The sequence below is a fragment of the Telluria aromaticivorans genome, assembly GCF_013003915.1.
GTDB classification, from domain to species: domain Bacteria; phylum Pseudomonadota; class Gammaproteobacteria; order Burkholderiales; family Burkholderiaceae_D; genus Telluria; species Telluria aromaticivorans.
The window spans coordinates 903,316-919,629 of record NZ_JABAIV010000001.1 but is presented as its reverse complement, the minus strand read 5'-3'; the positions used below and the strand labels follow the sequence as shown (position 1 = coordinate 919,629).

Here is a 16,314-nt window from a genome sequence, read left to right as displayed (position 1 = left end):
GCCCACACATGGGCCCGGTGTCGTACTACCTCCAATATTCGACAAGGGAAATGAAGATGACGACGACGGATCTCGCGAGCCACATCAGCCAATTGCTACAGCAGGAACAGGCCGCCATTGGCGCCGAATGGCTGGCACAACTCGAATCGCTGATGGTCCGCGGTACCAGCGCATCGCGCGAGCAGCTGCGCACGCACACCCGGCAGTTCCTGGCCGCCTTCATTGCCGCCACGCGCAGCGGCGAACTGGAAAATATCGAGCACCGCTCGTGGGACGACGTACGCGACCTGCTGGCGGACATTTCGTCCTCCCGCGCCAAGTCGGGCTCGACGCCGAGCGACACCGCGACCTTCGTGTTCTCGTTCAAGCAGCCGGTGTTCGCGCGCCTGCGCGACGGTTTCGCCGACGACCAGCAAGGCCTGGCCCGTGCATCGTGGCTGGTCAGCACGCTGCTCGACCAGCTTGGCCTGTTCACCATCGAGATGTTCCAGAAGACCAAGGACCAGATCATCGTGCGCCAGCAGCAGGAACTGCTGGAGCTGTCGACCCCGGTGGTGAAGCTGTGGAACGGCATCCTGGCGCTGCCGCTGATCGGTACCCTGGACTCGGCGCGCACCCAGGTGGTGATGGAAAACATCCTGCAAAAGATCGTCGACACCGGCGCCGTCATCGCCATCATCGACATCACCGGCGTGCCGACCGTGGACACCCTGGTGGCCCAGCACTTGATGAAGACCATCGCGGCGGCCCGCCTGATGGGCGCGGACTGCATCATCAGCGGCATCCGTCCGCAGATTGCGCAAACCATCGTGCACCTGGGCGTGAACCTCGAAGATGTGGTCACCAAGGCCACGCTGGCCGACGCCTTCATGGTCGCGCTCGAGCGCACCGGCACCACCATCACCACCACCAAGGCGTAAGTACAGGTCATGGAACGGATTCCTATCCTCCGCATGGGCGACCTGCTGCTGGTAACGATTCAGGTCGACATGCATGACCGCCTCGCCATGACGCTGCAGGACGACCTGACCGAGCGGATCGTGCGCGATGCCGCCAAGGGCGTGCTGATCGATATTTCGGCGCTCGACCTGGTCGATTCCTTCATCGGCCGCATGATCAGCAATACCGCTGCCATGGCGCGCGTGCTCGACGCCCAGACGGTGGTGGTCGGCATGCAGCCGGCGGTGGCCATTACCCTGGTCGAACTCGGCCTGACCCTGCATGGCGTGAAGACGGCGCTGAATGTCGAAAAAGGCATGACGCTGTTAGGAAAGAGCTTCAGCTAATGGGAGACGCGCAAACCAATGCAGTCCCGTTCGAAACCGGGTTGCTGGACTACCACCGCCAGCAACGCACCGGGCGGGTGATCCTGCCCCTGCGGTCGGACGAGGATGTCGTGGGACTGCGCAAACAGGTGCGTGAACGCGCGGTCGCAATCGCGCTGTCGCTGGTGGACCAGACCAAGCTGGTGACGGCGGCCAGTGAACTGGCGCGCAATACGATCAAGTACGGCGGCGGCGGCGAAGTCTGTCTCGACGCGCTCAGCGACGGCGTGCGCAACGGTGTCTGCCTGATTTTCATCGATGCCGGGCCCGGCATTCCCGATATCGCCAGCGCGCTGCGCGACGGGTTCACCACGGGTGGTGGCCTCGGTCTCGGCTTTGGCGGATCGAAACGCCTGGTGGACGAATTCGAGGTCGATAGCCGTCCAGGAGAAGGGACAGCTGTGCTGGTAGTCAAATGGAAACGCTGATCAGCTCATTGACGCCGCAGCTGGTGTGTTCGGTCGAACACGCCAGCGATGTCGCGGCGGCGCGCAGGGAAGGGCAGAAGCTGGCGGACAGCCTGGGTTTCAGCGAAACCCGGGCCGGCAAGCTGGCCCTGATCATCACCGAGGCAGCCACCAACATCCTCAAGCACGCGGACAAAGGCGTGATCCACATCGGGCCGGCACAGTCGACCGCCGGCGTCGGCGTCGACGTGTTGGCAATCGACGAGGGACCTGGCATCCTGGACCTGTCGGCCAGCCTGGTCGACGGGGTCTCGACCGCCGGCACTGCCGGCACTGGGCTGGGCGCCATGCGGCGCCAGGCCGACGAATTCGACGTCTATTCGCAGGAGGGCAAGGGTGCTGCCTTCTTCATGCGGCTGTGGCGCGACCAGCCGCCTCCCGATCCCTGCGGCGTCGAGGTGGGCGCGCTGCTGACCCCCCTGGCGGGCGAAGACGAGTGCGGCGATGGCTGGGGTGTCCGTTGCATGCGTAGTAGCGCCACGCTGGTGGCGTCCGACGGACTCGGGCACGGGCCGAACGCTGCACGCGCCTCTAGCGCGGCGATCGGCGTGCTGGCCAAGCCTGCGCCCATCCCGAACACTGCTACTGACCTGATGCAGGCCGCACACGAGGCATTGCGCGGCACGCGCGGCGCTGCGCTGGCAGTGGCGCGCATCGACTATGCGACCTCGGAGCTGCGTTTTGCCGGCATCGGCAACATCGCCGGCTATGTCTACGACGACACGCGGCGCGCCCTGGTGTCGCACAATGGGATCGTCGGCCACAACATGCGCAAGGTGCAGGAATTTTCAGTACCGTTCCCGCCCGGCGCGATCTGCATCCTGCATTCGGATGGCATCCAGACCCAGTGGGACCTGGACAAGTACCCCGGCTTGCAGGGACGCAGCACCGCGCTCATCGCGGCAGTGCTGATGCGCGACTTCATCCGCCGCCGCGACGACGCGATGGTGCTGGTCGTGCGCCGGACCAGTGTGCCGGCGGGAGTGGCCGGGTGAGCGCGCAGCGCATCCTGAATGTCGCCCTCGACAATGACGAGGACGTGGTGCAGGTGCGCCAGCGCGCGCGCCAGCTGTCGGCGCTGCTGGGCTTTTCGCAGCAGGACCAGGTGCGCATCGGCACGGCGGTGTCCGAAGTGGCGCGCAGCGCCTGCCACCAGGGTTCCGGCGGGCGCGTCACGTTCACTTTCGACGACGGAGGGCGCCACCAGAAACTGGAGGTGACGATCGTCGCCGGCACCGGGCCGCGCGAGGCAGCGCGCCAGGAGCTGCCGCCCGAGGCCGGCCTCTCGTCGGTGCCGGAGCTGGCCCTGGTCACGGCGCATCGCCTGATGGACGATTGCGAAACCGAGCCTGCCGGCGCCGGCATGGGTAAAGTCACGATGCGCAAGATCCTGCCGCGCAGTGCAAAGATAGAACGCGCCATGCTGCTCGACATCAGCGCGCGCCTCGCCCAGACGCCGGTGGCCAATCCCCTGCACGAAATGCAGCTGCAGAACCAGGAACTGGTCGCCACGCTGTCGGAACTGCGCGAGCGCCAGGAAGACCTGATGTCGCTGACGCGCGAGCTGGAAGACACCAACCGCGGCATCGTCGCGCTGTACGCCGAGATCGAAGACAAGGCCGAGCGCCTGCGCAAGGCCGACGAAATGAAGTCGCGCTTCCTGTCCAATACCAGCCACGAACTGCGCACGCCGCTGTCGTCGATCCGGGCACTGGCCCAATTGCTGCTCAGCCGCATGGACGGCGACCTCACCGTCGAGCAGGAGCGCCAGGTGCAGTTCATCGCCACTGCCGCCAACGATTTGTCCGAACTGGTGAACGACCTGCTCGACCTGGCCAAGATCGAGGCCGGCAAGGTCGAGGTGCATTTCGACCCGGTGGTGGTGGATAACCTGTTCCGTGCGCTGAAGGGAATGCTGCGCCCCCTGGTGGATGAAACCCGGGTGGAACTGGTGTTCGAGCCGGATGAGATCCCGGACGCCTTCGAGTCCGACGAAGGCATGATCTCCCAGGTCCTGCGCAATTTCATCTCGAACGCACTCAAGTTCACCGAGAACGGTTCGGTGCGCGTCTCGGCCGCGCTGGACCCGGTGGCGGACACGATCCGCTTCGACGTCACCGACACCGGGATCGGCATCAGCCCGGACAACCTGCACCTGATTTTCGAGGAATTCAGCCAGATCGAGCACCCCCTGCAACGGCGCAGCAAGGGGACCGGCCTGGGGCTACCGCTTTGCCGCAAACTGGCCGACCTGCTCGGCGGGCGGATCCTGGTCACCAGCGCGGTGGGTGCCGGATCGACCTTCTCAATGGAACTGCCGCGCCGCCATCCATCCAGGGATGGCCACCATGGAACGAACGAATGACTTTCCACCCGACCAAGACCCCCACGATCCTCAATGTCGACGACAACGACGGGGCGCGCTACGCCAAGACCCGGATCCTGCAAAGTGCCGGGTTCGAGGTCATCGAGGCGGCCAACGGCACCGACGCGCTCGAGATCGTGCACGAGCAGCACCCGACGCTGGTGCTGCTCGACGTCAAGCTGCCCGACATTAACGGCATCGAAGTGTGCCGGCGCATCAAGGCCAACCCGGATAGCAGCATGGTGCTGGTGCTGCAGACCTCCGCCGCGCTGACCGGGCGCGCCGACAAGATCCGCGGCCTCGAAGGCGGCGCCGACAATTACCTGGCCGCGCCGATCGAGGCCGACGAGCTGATCGCCAACGTCAATGCGCTGGTGCGCATGCGCCAGACCCAGGTCGAGCTGCGCGACAGCGAAGAACGCTTCCGCCAGATCACCGACAACATCGACGACGTGTTCTGGATGTTCAGCGTGCCGGACGGCGCGCTGGTCTACGTCAGCCCTGCCTATCCGGCGCTGTGGGGACGCAGCGTCGAGGCCTTGCGCGGGCGTCCTGCGTCCTGGCTCGACGCGGTCCATCCGGACGACCGGCTCCGCATGGGGCAGCGCTGGGAGCAGCTGGCCCTGATGCCGCACTACGACGAGGAATTCCGCCTGTCCGGGACCGACGGCAAGACGCGCTGGGTGCGCGACCGCCTGTTCCCGGTGCGTGGCCAGCGCGGCGACGTCTACCGCGTGGCGCGCGTGACCAGCGACATTACCGCGCGCAAGGAAATGGAGGCGCTGCTGCGCACGGCCGACCGCAACAAGAACCAGTTCCTGGCCACGCTGGCCCACGAACTGCGCAATCCGCTCAGCCCGATCCGCAATGCGGCCGCGCTGCTGGGCACCGAGGGCGACAGCTCCGGCGAACGCCAGGCGCGCGCGCGCGAAGTCATCACGCGCCAGGTCGACCACCTGGCGCACCTGGTCGACGACCTGCTGGACGTGGCGCGCATCTCGGAAGGCAAGATCGTGCTGCGCCGCGACGACGTGAACCTGGGCACGGTGGTCAACCAGGCCATCGAGACCGCCGGGCCACTGATCACGGCACGCCGCCACCGCCTGGCGGTGAAACTGCCGGAGCAGGAAGTGTGGGTGTCCGGCGACCCGGTGCGCCTGGCCCAGTCGATCGGCAACCTGCTGCACAACGCCGCCAAGTTCACGCCGCAGGGCGGCGACATTACCATCTCCGCCAGCCTGCGTGGCGAGCACCACGTGCGCATCTCGGTGCACGACACCGGCATCGGCATCGCCGAGGACAACCTGCCGCGCATCTTCGGCATGTTCGCCCAGGTCGACGTCCCGCCCGACCGCGCGCCCGAAGGGCTGGGCATCGGCCTGTCGCTGGTGTCGCACCTGCTGGAGCTGCATGGCGGCCGCCTGATGGCCGAGAGCCCCGGCATCGGGATGGGCAGCACCTTCACGGTGGAGCTGCCCCTGCTGCGCGTCGCATCGATCGCGCCCACGATGGAATGCCATCCGGCCGCCGACTCGGGTGGCAGCGGCATGCGCGTGCTGTTGGTCGACGACAACATCGACGCCATGGAGATGATGGGCTTCCTGCTGGCCGAAATGGGCTACGAGACCTGCACCACCTCGGACGCCTCGCAGATCGAGGGACTGGCGCTGCACCACAGGCCGCAGGTGATCGTGCTCGACATCGGCCTGCCGGGTATCGACGGCTACGAGGTCGCGCGCCGCATCAAGCAGAACCCGGCCCTTAGCGGCATCCGCCTGGTAGCCCACACCGGCTACGGTTCGCCGGAAGACCGCAAGCGCGCCCTGGAGGCCGGCTTCGACGCCCACCTGGTCAAGCCGGCCGAGCTGGACGACCTGGAGCGGGCCCTCAAAGGCTAGGATAGAATACCCGCTGGAGGAACGGCCTCCCCCATATCGGGAACCAACGACCGGGACGGCCCGGCTTTTCGAAAGGAGAGCCGGGATATGGCCTGGATCATGTTGCTGGTAGCGGGAATCTTCGAAGTCGTGTGGGCGTATGCGATGAAGCAGTCTGAGGGCTTCAGCAGGCTGTGGCCCACCGTCGTCACCCTGGTCGCCATGGCGGCCAGCTTCGTTTTGCTTGCCGCGGCGATGCGGACTATTCCACTGGGGACGGCGTATACCATCTGGACCGGGATCGGTGCGGTGGGGGCGTTCGTGGTGGGGATTACGCTGCTGGGAGAGCAGGTGAACCTGACGCGCGTGATTGCCGCGGTGTTGATTGTTTGCGGACTGGTGTTGATGAAGCTCGCCAACCACTAGATCGTAGGGTGGGCAAGTTCCTTGCCCACGCGGTGATGGTTAGCGCACAAAATGCCGCATGCGATGATCTTGCCGCTAGTTGACCGCGTGGGCGGGAAACCCGCCCACCCTACAAAATCGTCGCCCGGCGCAGGCCGCGATCCAAGTTCATCGCACATCGCGATCATAAAAAAAGCCCCGCAAACTTCGCGGGGCTTCTCTGTATCAGCTAACGGCCCGGCTTACTTCTCCTGCACCGTAAACTCCCCAAACGCCTTCAGCTGCTCACCCACCGCGGCCTGGTCGCCGACCACCACGATCGACTGGTTCTCAGGCGAGAAATACTTCTTCGACACGTCACGCACCTGCTCCGGGGTCACCTTCAGGATGCGCGGCACGTATTCGCCAAGGAATTCCGGCGGCAGGCCGACCAGCCAGTTCTGGGCCAGCGTGCCGGCGACGGAGCGCTGCAGCTGGTTGTTGATCATGTAGCCGCCGGCGACGTAGCGCTTGTTCATCTCCATTTCCTTCGGCTGCACCAGCTCAAGGCCGATGCGCTTGTACTCGCCGAAGTATTCGTTCAGCGCCGCGCCGGTCACTTCGTTGCGCACGTCGGCGCCGCCGATGATCGCGCCGCCCGCACGGTTCATGCGAGCACCCGCCGAGGCCCCGTAGGTGTAACCCTTTTCTTCGCGCAGGTTGATGTTCACGCGGCTCGAGAAGCCGCCGCCGAGGATGGTGCTGGCCAGGCGCAGCGGGATCTGGTCCTCGGCGCTGGCGGCGATGCCGGGCGCGCCCAGGCGCAGGGTCGACTGCACGCTGCCGTTACGCTGCAGCAGGATGCGTGCCGGCTTGGCCGAAGCCGGGGCGGCGGCGGTGTCGACAGGCGCCGCACCGCTTGCCTTCCAGTCCCCGAACGCCTGCTGCGCGAGCTTCATGCCCGCGGCTTCGGTGATGCGGCCGGTGATCACAAGCAGGGCGCGGTCCGGGCGCACGCGGCGGGCGTGTTCGGCGCGCAGCATGTCCTGGGTCACGGCGTTGATCGCTTCGACCGTGGCGGTGGTGCGGCTGTACGGGTGGTCGCCGTAGACGGCCTTGCTGATCGCGCGCTCGGCGCGGAAGGTCGGCTGGGTTTCGGCCACGCGCAGGGCCTGCAGCGCATTGGTTTTCGCCAGCTGCACTTCGTTCTGCGGGAAGGCCGGGGTGCGGGCCACCTCGGCCAGCAGCTGGGCCATCTGGCCGGCTTGCGAGGACAGCGCATTGCCCGAGACGACGATGCCGTCCGAGTTGGCGCTGGCGCCGATCTCGCCGCCCATGCCTTGCGCGGCTTCGGCGATGGCGCGCGAGTCGCGCTTGGCGGTGCCTTCGCTGAGCAGGCCGGCCATCATGGTGGCGAAGGCAGGGGTCTGCGGCGAATCCGCGGCAAAACCGGCGTTACGCACGGCCAGCACGAAGTCCACGCGCGGCAGGCCCTTGCGTGGCACGACCCACACGGTCAGGCCGTTCGACAGGGTCTTCTTGGCGATCTTCGGGACCGGGATGGGCTTGTCCTTGCCATAGGCCGGCATGGCCAGTTCTTTTTCCGCGGCAGGCGCGGCGAAGGCTGCCGGCGCGAACGCCAAAGAGACAGCAACTGCGAGCATCAGTTTTTTCATCGATGCGCTCCTTATTTTGCAGCGCCGGCAGGCGCAGTCGTTGGGGTGGCGGCAGCGGCGGCAGGCGCCGCGAGCATCGCAGCCGGCTTGCGGTCGATGACGGTACGGTTGGTCGGCACCAGGTAGGTTCGGACAGCGCGCTGGATGTCTTCCGAAGTCACGCCTTCGATCCAGCCGGGGATCTTGTTGACCACGTTGGCGTCGCCCCACAGCACCTGCATCTTGGCCATCATGTCGGCGCGGTTGATGAAGCTTTCCATCTGGTTGTTCCAGTCGGCCAGCATGCGGGTCTTGACGCGCTTGAGGGTGGCGGCGTCGACGCCGTTTTGCGCGACCTTGCCGATTTCCTCGTCCATCGCCTTGAGCAGCGCGTCGGCATTGCTGTTCGGTTTGTACAGCGCGAACACGGTCAGCAGGGTCGGGCCGTCGTATTCGAACGGGCCGGTCAGGCCGAACAGGGTGTCGACATTGAGCGCGATCTCGCGGCCCTTGACCAGGCCCTGGTAGAACAGCGAAGCGTCGCCGCCGGCCAGCACTTCGGCCAGCACCGCAACCGCGGCCTGGTCCTTGTGGCCGCGCGGCGGGATCTTCCAGGCGGCGGCGACTGCCGGCACCTGGGCCAGGGCGTCGCTCTGCACGACGCGCTTCTCGACGGTGTTCAGGCCTTCACTGAAGTCGGTCGCTTTCGGGGTCGGGCGGGCAGGGATCTTGCCGAAGTATTTCTGCGCCAGCGCGAAGCCCTGGGCCGGGGTGATGTCGCCGGCGATCGCGATCACCGCGTTGTTCGGGCCGTAGTAGTCGCGGTGGAAGGCGCGCACGTCGTCCAGGCTGGCGTTCTCGAGGTCTTCGAAGCTGCCGTAGCCGTCGTGGTTGTTCTCCCATTTCTGGAAGGCCTGCTGGCTGATGTCGATCCACATGAAGCCGCCGTAGGGCTGGTTCTTCACGTTGACGCGGATCTCTTCCTTGACCACGTCCTGCTGGTTTTTCAGCGTCGCGGCGTTGAAGTCGAGGGTCTTCATGCGGTCCGCTTCCAGCCACAGGATCGGTTCCAGCGCCGACACCGGCGCCGTCTCGATGTAGTTGGTGAAGTCGGGACGGGTCGAACCGTTGTTGCGGCCACCGCCGCCGGTGATGGTCGTGTCGAACACGCCCTTCTTGGCGTTCGGGGTGCCCTGGAACATCAGGTGCTCGAACAGGTGGGCGAAGCCGGTGCGGTTCTTCGGCTCAAGGCGCATGCCGACGTGGTAGACGACCGAGACGCCGACGGTCGGCGAACTGTGGTCTTCGGTGACGATGACCGTCAGGCCGTTCTCTAACTTCTTGACATTGACCGGCAGGGTCCACTGGTCCGCGGTGGCGGCGACCGCCGACAGCGAGAAAGTGAGCCCGGCCAGCAAAACAGGTAATTGGCGCATGCGCATTGGTGACCTCGAAAATGTACTCGGGAAGGTGAGCGTTTTACTGTGATTTACAGGTGAATCTCTTGACGGCCTCGGCCATCATGCGCTGCATATTAGCGCAAAGACATGCCAATAATTAATCTTTTTTTGAAGGAAAGTTTGCGTTATGTCCAAGGAATGTTCGACGCCGGCAAGACGCATCCATCCGTCCATAAGCCGCCCTGGGCCGCGATTTATGCAGTTCATCGCAGGGCGATAGGACACAGCAGCACGAACCGATATAGTTGCAACATGATAAGTAGACCGCGACCTGGAACTCACTCGTCGCTGGTATGTCGCGGCAGTGCTGGCCTATCCGGTCGGCAACAGCCAACAATTAAATACATATATGTATGTGGAGATTTCAATGACTTACCTTTTCAAGCTCGGCGCTGTCTTTGCCGCACTGTGCGCCGCGCTGTTCACCTTCATGGGCATCGCCGTTGCCGCGCCGGAGCGCGTCACCGAGACCCGTCCGGTCGATGCGCGCGTGGTGCGCGTCAAGATCGATGGGGTCGTGGACCTCAAGATCCGCCAGGGCATGACGCCGATGCTGGTGCTCACCGGCGACCCGCGCCTGCTGGGCAAGACCACCACGCTGCAGAGCGGCGACACCCTGAACATCGGCACCGAGACCCGCGGCGTGAACATCAACCTGGGCCGCAGCATGGGCCTGCATGCCGAGCTGACCCTGCCGAACCTGCGCGAAGTCAGCTCGGAAAGCGTCGGCGGCACGATGGTCAGCGGCTTCTCGGGCGATGAGCTCGAGCTCAACCTCGATGGGGCCGGCTCAATGAATGTATCATGTAATTACAGGGTGCTGAGCGCCAGCCTGGGTGGCGTCGGCAGCATGAAAATCCATGGCATCAACAGCGATAGCGTGGAGCTGAACCTGAGCGGCGCCGGCTATGTGACCTTGCATGGCCGCAGCAAGTGGCTCAAGGCCGAACTCGGCGGATTGGGCGGCCTGGACGCCCACGGCTTCTCGGCCGAGAACGTGACCCTGGAACTGTCCGGGCTGGGCAATGCCACCGTCACGGCCCGCGACAGCGCCAACCTGACCCTGTCGGGCATGGGCTCGGTCACGGTGCACGGCAAGCCGGCCAACCGCAAGGTGAGCCTCGACGGCCTGGGCAAGGTGAACTGGAAGTAGGGCGGCAGCTGGGCGGGACTGCAGGGACAACAAGAACAAGCAAAAAAACGAGCACGAGCCGACAAGAACAATGGGAGTCCTCACGGGCACCAAGGGTACGCAGAGATCCTGATCCGATGTACGAGACATGAAAAAACTATTCGTAGCGATCGCATTCGCGCTCGGCCTCCAGGCCAGCGCGCATGCGGGCTTCGCCGAAGGTGCCAGCGCCTACAACGCGCGCAACTACGCGACAGCACTGAAAGAGATCGTCCCGCTTGCCCGCTCCGGCCACGCGGACGCCCAGCATTTGCTGGGCCTGATGTATTACATGGGCCGGGGCGTCTCGCGCGACTACAAGCAGGCGTTTTCCTGGCACCACAAGGCCGCCCAGCAGGGCAAGGCCGACGCCCAGTACGTCGTCGGCGCCATGTACTACACCGGCAACGCCGTACCGCAGGACCAGCGCCATGCCGTCTCGTGGTTCCGCAAGGCGGCCGAGCAGGGCCACGGCGAAGCCCAGCACGCGCTCGGCCTGATGTACCGCTACCACCAGGCCGGCATGCCGCAGGATATGGTGCTGGCCTACATGCTGTGGAACCTGGCCGCCGCCAGCGGCAACCACAACGCAGTCGAGAAGCGCGCCGCCATTTCGCGCCAGATGACGCAGGAGCAGATCGAGGAGGCGCAGGCGTTGTCGCGCACCTGGAAGCCGGGCCGGCCGCTGCCGACGGCGTCGCGAACGGGGACGAATTCGTGATGAAAAACCGCCGGCGATGCCGGCGGTTCTTGTTTGAGGCTTCACGCTGGCCCGTGACATGTGATCCGTCGAATCTCGTAGGGTGGGCAGATTCTGCCCACCCTACGGGTTACGGCGTAGCCACGGGTGCCGCCTTGTTCACCCTCCGGAGCAGTGTCAACGGCACCGCATTCCCCATCGCCTGGTACCCCAGATCATTCGGATGCAAATGATCCCCGCTGTCATACGCCGGCAGCAGCCGTGACGGATGCGACGGGTCGCGCGTGGCGCGGTCGAAATCGAGCACCGCGTCGAATTCGTCGTGGTTGCGGATCCAGCTGTTCACCGCCTGCCTGACCACTTCCTTCTCGGGCGAGTAATAGCCGGCGCCTTCGAAGGGCGTCAGGGTCGCGCCGACGATGCCGATGCCCTTGGCATGGGCGCGGGCGATCAGCTGGCGGTAGCCGGCAATCAGGTCTTCCGCCGTCACCGGATTGGTGGCCGAGCTGTTGCCGATGTCGTTGATGCCGACCAGGACCACCAGCAAGCGCACCCCGGCGGTGGACAGCACGTCGCGGTCGAAGCGTTCCAGCGCGCTGCGCCCGGCCAGTGCATTCGGCGAGTTGCCGAGCAGGCGGTTGCCGCTGATGCCGCGGTTGACCACGCCCAGGCGCACACTGATGCCGAGGATCGAATCGCGCTCGGTCTGCAGCCGCCGCGCCAGCCAGTCGGGCCAGCGGTTGTTGGTGTCCGGCGTGCTGCGGGTGCCGTCGGTAATCGAGTCGCCCAGCGCGACGATGGCCAGTCCGGCGGCATCGACTTCGACCGCGGTGAGGAAGGGCCAGATGGTGATCGTGCGCTGCACCGGCAGGGTTGCCGCTGCCGTGAAGTTACCGGGCAGCGAGACGTAGCCGGTCTGCAGCGCCAGTGCGTGAAGGGTGGTCGCCTGCACCGTGCCGGGCAGGTAGAGGCTGATGGCGAGATCGGACAGCGGCGGCACGTTCAGCTCCACCGGATCGGACAGCACCGGCGCGCCGGGCGGGATCGTCACCGCGCTGCGCCCGCCGAAGGTGAGCGCACGGTCGGTGCCGGCAGCGACGTCCGATCCGCCCGCGCGCAGGCCGATGCGCGCGGCGCCGACGGTCAGCGGCACGCTGCCCATTTCGTTGGATACCCGGATGCGCACGCGGTTGCCACCGATGCTGGTATGGACGACCAGGCGCACGGTCTGGTCGGTGAAAGTCTGCAGGCTGGCCTCCGGCGGCGGGCCGGCGGGCGCGGTGCCCCAGGTAGTGGCCCAGCGGTCGCCGATCCAGTCCTGGGCGCCGGCGGGATGGGGCAGGGCGATCGCCGCAGCCAGCATGGCGCTGCCCAGCAGCAGGCGCCGTCGTGGCGGATACGGTCCGTGGGTGGACGAGGCGAGGCCGTCCTTGAAGCGCCGGACGACATCGGCCAAGAAGGGCAGGAAGCGATTCATCGTGTGTTCCTCGAAGTAATAACCATGCGGTAAACATGAGCTCTTCCAGCCAATCTAACGAGCTCGGCAGCACGGGACAAGACCACCGCCCGCGCCTCCTTTGCGCGAAATCGAGGCGCTCGAAGATTGACATTCCTGCAAGAATTCTTCTTGGTGGCTGGAGCAATCTTGTCCGGGATTTGACTCGGATTTCTACAGCGACTGTTCGCACACGCACCGAGGGGTGGCCAGAACCCGGCTAGGGTGGCCCTTCCACCAGCGAGGAGCAGTCATGAGCAAGAGTTCTGGAGATGTACGCATCGAAAACCCATTGATGCCGGCCGGCGGCTGGGGCTCGCTGGGCGAAGTGACCACCATCCTGTTCGACCAGCGGGTGCCGCTGAAGGACAGCCGCCTGCTGCTCAAGCAGAACAAGCCGGACGGCTATGCTTGCGTCAGCTGCGCCTGGGCCAAGCCGGCCAACCCGCATCCCTTCGAATTCTGCGAAAGCGGCGCCAAGGCCACGGCCTGGGAAACCACCAGCAAATCCATCGGTGCGGATTTCTTCCAGCAGCACACGGTCACCGAGCTGGAAGCCTGGGACGACCACCGCCTGGAAGACCAGGGCCGGCTGACGGTCCCGCTGCGCTACGATGCCCACACCGACAAATACCGCGAGATCGCCTGGGACACCGCCTTCGCCGAAATCGGCGCAGCCTTGCGCAGCTACGAGCCGAAGAAGGTCGTGTTCTACAGCTCGGGCCGGGCCTCGCTCGAGACCTCTTACATGTACGGGCTGTTCGCGCGCATGTACGGCAACAACAACCTGCCGGACAGCTCGAACATGTGCCACGAAAGCACCTCGGTCGGGCTGCAGAAGACCATCGGGGTCCCGGTCGGCACCGTGGTGCTGGACGACTTCGAGAAGACCGACTGCATCTTCTTCTTCGGCCAGAACGTCGGCGTGAACAGCCCGCGCATGCTGCACCAGCTGCAGGCGGCGCGCAAGCGCGGGGTGCCGATCATCACCTTCAATCCCCTGCGCGAGCGCGGGCTGGTCAGCTTCACCAATCCGCAGTCGCCGCTCGAGATGCTGACCGGGCACGAGACCGCCATCAGCACCCAGTACCACCAGGTGAAACCGGGCGGCGACACGGCCGCTGTCATGGGCTTGTGCAAGGCGATCCTGGCGCTGGACGATGCGGCCCGCAACGGCGGCGCCCAGCGCGTGCTCGACACCGCCTTCCTGCTCGAGCACACCCAGGGCTTCGAAGAGTTCGAGGCCGCGGTGCGCGCCTGCGAGTGGAGCGACATCGAACGCGAATCGGGCTTGTGGCGCACCGACCTCGAAAGCGCGGCCGCCGTGTACTGCAAGGCCAGCGCCGTGATGGCCATCTACGGCATGGGCCTGACCCAGCACCGCAACGGCGTGCAGAACGTGACGATGATGGTCAACCTGCTGCTCCTGCGCGGGAACATCGGCAAGCCGGGCGCCGGCGTGTGCCCGGTGCGCGGCCACTCGAACGTGCAGGGCCAGCGCACCGTCGGCATCACCGAAAAGCCGGAACTGGCGCCGCTCGATAAACTCAAGGAACAATTCGGCTTCGAGCCGCCGCGTGAGCCCGGCATGAACACGGTCGAAGCCTGCGAGGGCATCCTCGCGAACAAGGTGCAAGCCTTCATTGGCCTGGGCGGGAATTTCGTGCGCGCGGTGCCCGAGCGCGGCCTGATGGAAGCTGCCTGGCGCGAGCTGCCGCTCACGGTGCAGATCGCGACCAAGCTCAATCGCAACCACGTCATCCACGGCAAGGCCTCCTACATCCTGCCTTGCCTGGGCCGGATCGAGATCGACCGCCAGGCCGGCGGGCCCCAGGACGTGAGCGTCGAAGACAGCACCGCCTGCATGCACGGCTCGCGCGGGATGGCCGAGCCGGCAGCGGCCACGCTGCTGTCCGAGCCCGCCATCGTGGCCGGTATCGCCAAGGCCACCCTGGCCCCCAACCCGCGTGTCGACTGGGACCGCTGGGTGGCCGATTACTCCACCGTGCGCGAGGCGATCGCCGAGACCTATCCCGAGATCTTCCACGATTTCAACCAGCGGATGTGGACCCGCGGCGGTTTCCGCAAGCCGGTGGCCGCGGCCAACCGGGTCTGGAAGACCGAGAGCAGCAAGGCCGTCTTCACCGTGCCGGAAGAGTTGAAGGGCAATCCGGACCTGTCGGGCGCCCCGGCCACGCTGCGCCTGTTCACGGTGCGCAGCGACGGCCAGTTCAATACCACGATCTACAGCCATGACGACCGCTTCCGCGGCGTCTACGGCAGCCGCATGGTGCTGTTCATGTCGCGTGCCGACATGGCGAAACACGCGCTGGCCCAGGGCGACGTGGTGGCCCTGCGCACGGCCGCCAGCGACGGCGTCGAGCGGCGCGTCGCCGGACTCACCATCGTGCCCTACGACGTACCGCCGGGCTGCATTGCCGGCTACTTCCCCGAACTCAATGGCCTGATCCCGCTGTGGCACCACGCCAAGGAGAGCAAGGTGCCGGCGGCCAAGGCGATCGACGTCATCCTCGAGCGCGACCGGAGGCCTTCGTGAACGCGGGCGAAGTTTTCTTTGCGCCTGAGGGCGCGTCCCGGCTGCCGGCCGCCTGTTGGGTTGACGGCCGGCTGGAAGCCGCTACCGAAGTGGTAGCCGATGAAGTGCCGGTCGCTTTGGTCTACAACGGCATCAGCCACGCGGTGATGCTGGCCTCGCCGCAAGACCTGGAAGATTTTGCGGTCGGCTTCTCGCTGGGCGAGCGCATCGTGCGCCATGCGCGCGACATCCATGACCTCGACGTGGAAGAAACCTGCAACGGCATCGCCATCGAGATGCGCATCGCCTCCGGCGCCCTGGTGCGCCTGAAGGAGTCGCGCCGCGCCCGCACTGGCAAGACCGGCTGCGGCCTGTGCGGGGTCGAGAGCCTGGCCTGGTTCGAGGACGATGCCTTCGATCCGCCGCTGGCGAGCGCCACGCCGGTCGTCTTCGAGCACGCCGCGCTGCACCGCGCCATGGCAGCGATGGCGGCGCGCCAGCAGCTGCACCATGCGACCGGCGCGGTGCATGCGGCCGGCTGGGCCGATCGCGACGGCAGCTTGCTGTGCGTGCGTGAAGACGTGGGCCGCCACAATGCGCTCGACAAGCTGGTGGGCGCCCTGGTGGCCGCCCAGGTGGATAGCGCCGCCGGTTTCGCGGTGGTCACAAGCCGCGCCAGCTTCGAGATGGTGCAAAAGGCCGCGCGCGCGGCCTTCCCGCTGCTGGCCGCGATCTCGGCGCCGACCGCGCTGGCCGTGAAACTGGCGGAGCAGGCCGGGCTCACGCTGGCCGGCTTCGTGCGGGGCGGGCGCCACGTTCTCTACACGCATCCACAACGTCTTGCCCGGATGCCGGTATGATCCTGTCCTTCAAATAAAA

The 16,314-nt window shown here is 66.0% G+C and carries 14 protein-coding genes; 11 read left to right on the top strand and 3 right to left on the bottom strand.

All coding sequences use genetic code 11. The features are described 5' to 3' along the window. The first annotated feature begins 56 nt into the window (after positions 1-56). The 7 genes from HGB41_RS04225 (at position 57) to HGB41_RS04195 (ending at position 6,460) form a co-directional block, all read left to right on the top strand. Complete coding sequence (locus tag HGB41_RS04225; protein ID WP_171081358.1) at positions 57-920, top strand: STAS domain-containing protein; 864 nt, start codon at positions 57-59, stop codon at positions 918-920. A gap of 9 nt (positions 921-929) precedes the next feature. Continuing rightward, positions 930-1,286: an STAS domain-containing protein gene (locus HGB41_RS04220; RefSeq protein WP_171081356.1), complete on the top strand. Its 357-nt coding sequence runs from the start codon at positions 930-932 to the stop codon at positions 1,284-1,286. Beyond that, positions 1,286-1,753 (top strand): anti-sigma regulatory factor, encoded by a 468-nt coding sequence (locus HGB41_RS04215; RefSeq protein ID WP_171081354.1) that lies wholly within the window; start codon positions 1,286-1,288, stop codon positions 1,751-1,753. The genes HGB41_RS04220 and HGB41_RS04215 overlap by 1 nt, the downstream gene beginning before the upstream one ends. After that, positions 1,741-2,787: an ATP-binding SpoIIE family protein phosphatase gene (locus tag HGB41_RS04210; RefSeq protein WP_171081353.1), complete on the top strand. Its 1,047-nt coding sequence runs from the start codon at positions 1,741-1,743 to the stop codon at positions 2,785-2,787. The genes HGB41_RS04215 and HGB41_RS04210 overlap by 13 nt, the downstream gene beginning before the upstream one ends. Beyond that, positions 2,784-4,157 carry an ATP-binding protein gene (locus HGB41_RS04205; protein ID WP_171081350.1) on the top strand — a complete coding sequence of 458 codons (1,374 nt, stop codon included), beginning with the start codon at positions 2,784-2,786 and terminating at the stop codon, positions 4,155-4,157. The genes HGB41_RS04210 and HGB41_RS04205 overlap by 4 nt, the downstream gene beginning before the upstream one ends. Next, positions 4,154-6,055, top strand: coding sequence for a hybrid sensor histidine kinase/response regulator (locus HGB41_RS04200; RefSeq protein ID WP_171081349.1), 1,902 nt, complete (start codon positions 4,154-4,156; stop codon positions 6,053-6,055). Before HGB41_RS04205 ends, HGB41_RS04200 begins: the two co-directional genes overlap by 4 nt. 87 nt (positions 6,056-6,142) lie before the next feature. Continuing rightward, complete coding sequence (locus HGB41_RS04195) at positions 6,143-6,460, top strand: DMT family transporter (RefSeq protein WP_171081347.1); 318 nt, start codon at positions 6,143-6,145, stop codon at positions 6,458-6,460. Between the two features lie 221 nt (positions 6,461-6,681). Here HGB41_RS04195 and HGB41_RS04190 read toward each other — a convergent pair whose 3' ends face one another. Further along, positions 6,682-8,094: a M16 family metallopeptidase gene (locus HGB41_RS04190; protein ID WP_171081345.1), complete on the bottom strand. Its 1,413-nt coding sequence runs from the start codon at positions 8,092-8,094 to the stop codon at positions 6,682-6,684. 11 nt (positions 8,095-8,105) lie between these two features. Further along, positions 8,106-9,509: a M16 family metallopeptidase gene (locus HGB41_RS04185; protein WP_229422715.1), complete on the bottom strand. Its 1,404-nt coding sequence runs from the start codon at positions 9,507-9,509 to the stop codon at positions 8,106-8,108. Between the two features lie 391 nt (positions 9,510-9,900). Between HGB41_RS04185 and HGB41_RS04180 the strand changes: the two genes are divergently transcribed. Together HGB41_RS04180 and HGB41_RS04175 are read left to right on the top strand one after the other, a co-directional pair. Continuing rightward, entirely contained in the window at positions 9,901-10,686 is a 786-nt protein-coding gene (locus HGB41_RS04180) for a GIN domain-containing protein (RefSeq protein ID WP_171081341.1), read from the top strand. A gap of 127 nt (positions 10,687-10,813) precedes the next feature. Further along, positions 10,814-11,425, top strand: coding sequence for a tetratricopeptide repeat protein (locus HGB41_RS04175; protein ID WP_171081340.1), 612 nt, complete (start codon positions 10,814-10,816; stop codon positions 11,423-11,425). Positions 11,426-11,534: 109 nt separating this feature from the next. Here HGB41_RS04175 and HGB41_RS04170 read toward each other — a convergent pair whose 3' ends face one another. Continuing rightward, positions 11,535-12,881, bottom strand: coding sequence for an SGNH/GDSL hydrolase family protein (locus tag HGB41_RS04170; RefSeq protein WP_171081338.1), 1,347 nt, complete (start codon positions 12,879-12,881; stop codon positions 11,535-11,537). Positions 12,882-13,152: 271 nt separating this feature from the next. Between HGB41_RS04170 and HGB41_RS04165 the strand changes: the two genes are divergently transcribed. Further along, positions 13,153-15,456, top strand: coding sequence for an FdhF/YdeP family oxidoreductase (locus HGB41_RS04165; protein ID WP_171081337.1), 2,304 nt, complete (start codon positions 13,153-13,155; stop codon positions 15,454-15,456). After that, positions 15,453-16,295 carry a formate dehydrogenase accessory sulfurtransferase FdhD gene (fdhD, locus tag HGB41_RS04160; RefSeq protein ID WP_171081335.1) on the top strand — a complete coding sequence of 281 codons (843 nt, stop codon included), beginning with the start codon at positions 15,453-15,455 and terminating at the stop codon, positions 16,293-16,295. The genes HGB41_RS04165 and fdhD overlap by 4 nt, the downstream gene beginning before the upstream one ends. Positions 16,296-16,314: the final 19 nt, after the last annotated feature.

Coding starts and splice junctions, on each gene's coding strand:
- HGB41_RS04225 (WP_171081358.1), top strand. CDS start 57: ATGACGACGACGGATCTCGCGAGCCACATCAGCCAATTGCTACAGCAG.
- HGB41_RS04220 (WP_171081356.1), top strand. CDS start 930: ATGGAACGGATTCCTATCCTCCGCATGGGCGACCTGCTGCTGGTAACG.
- HGB41_RS04215 (WP_171081354.1), top strand. CDS start 1,286: ATGGGAGACGCGCAAACCAATGCAGTCCCGTTCGAAACCGGGTTGCTG.
- HGB41_RS04210 (WP_171081353.1), top strand. CDS start 1,741: ATGGAAACGCTGATCAGCTCATTGACGCCGCAGCTGGTGTGTTCGGTC.
- HGB41_RS04200 (WP_171081349.1), top strand. CDS start 4,154: ATGACTTTCCACCCGACCAAGACCCCCACGATCCTCAATGTCGACGAC.
- HGB41_RS04195 (WP_171081347.1), top strand. CDS start 6,143: ATGGCCTGGATCATGTTGCTGGTAGCGGGAATCTTCGAAGTCGTGTGG.
- HGB41_RS04190 (WP_171081345.1), bottom strand. CDS start 8,094: ATGAAAAAACTGATGCTCGCAGTTGCTGTCTCTTTGGCGTTCGCGCCG.
- HGB41_RS04185 (WP_229422715.1), bottom strand. CDS start 9,509: ATGCGCCAATTACCTGTTTTGCTGGCCGGGCTCACTTTCTCGCTGTCG.
- HGB41_RS04180 (WP_171081341.1), top strand. CDS start 9,901: ATGACTTACCTTTTCAAGCTCGGCGCTGTCTTTGCCGCACTGTGCGCC.
- HGB41_RS04175 (WP_171081340.1), top strand. CDS start 10,814: ATGAAAAAACTATTCGTAGCGATCGCATTCGCGCTCGGCCTCCAGGCC.
- HGB41_RS04170 (WP_171081338.1), bottom strand. CDS start 12,881: ATGAATCGCTTCCTGCCCTTCTTGGCCGATGTCGTCCGGCGCTTCAAG.
- HGB41_RS04165 (WP_171081337.1), top strand. CDS start 13,153: ATGAGCAAGAGTTCTGGAGATGTACGCATCGAAAACCCATTGATGCCG.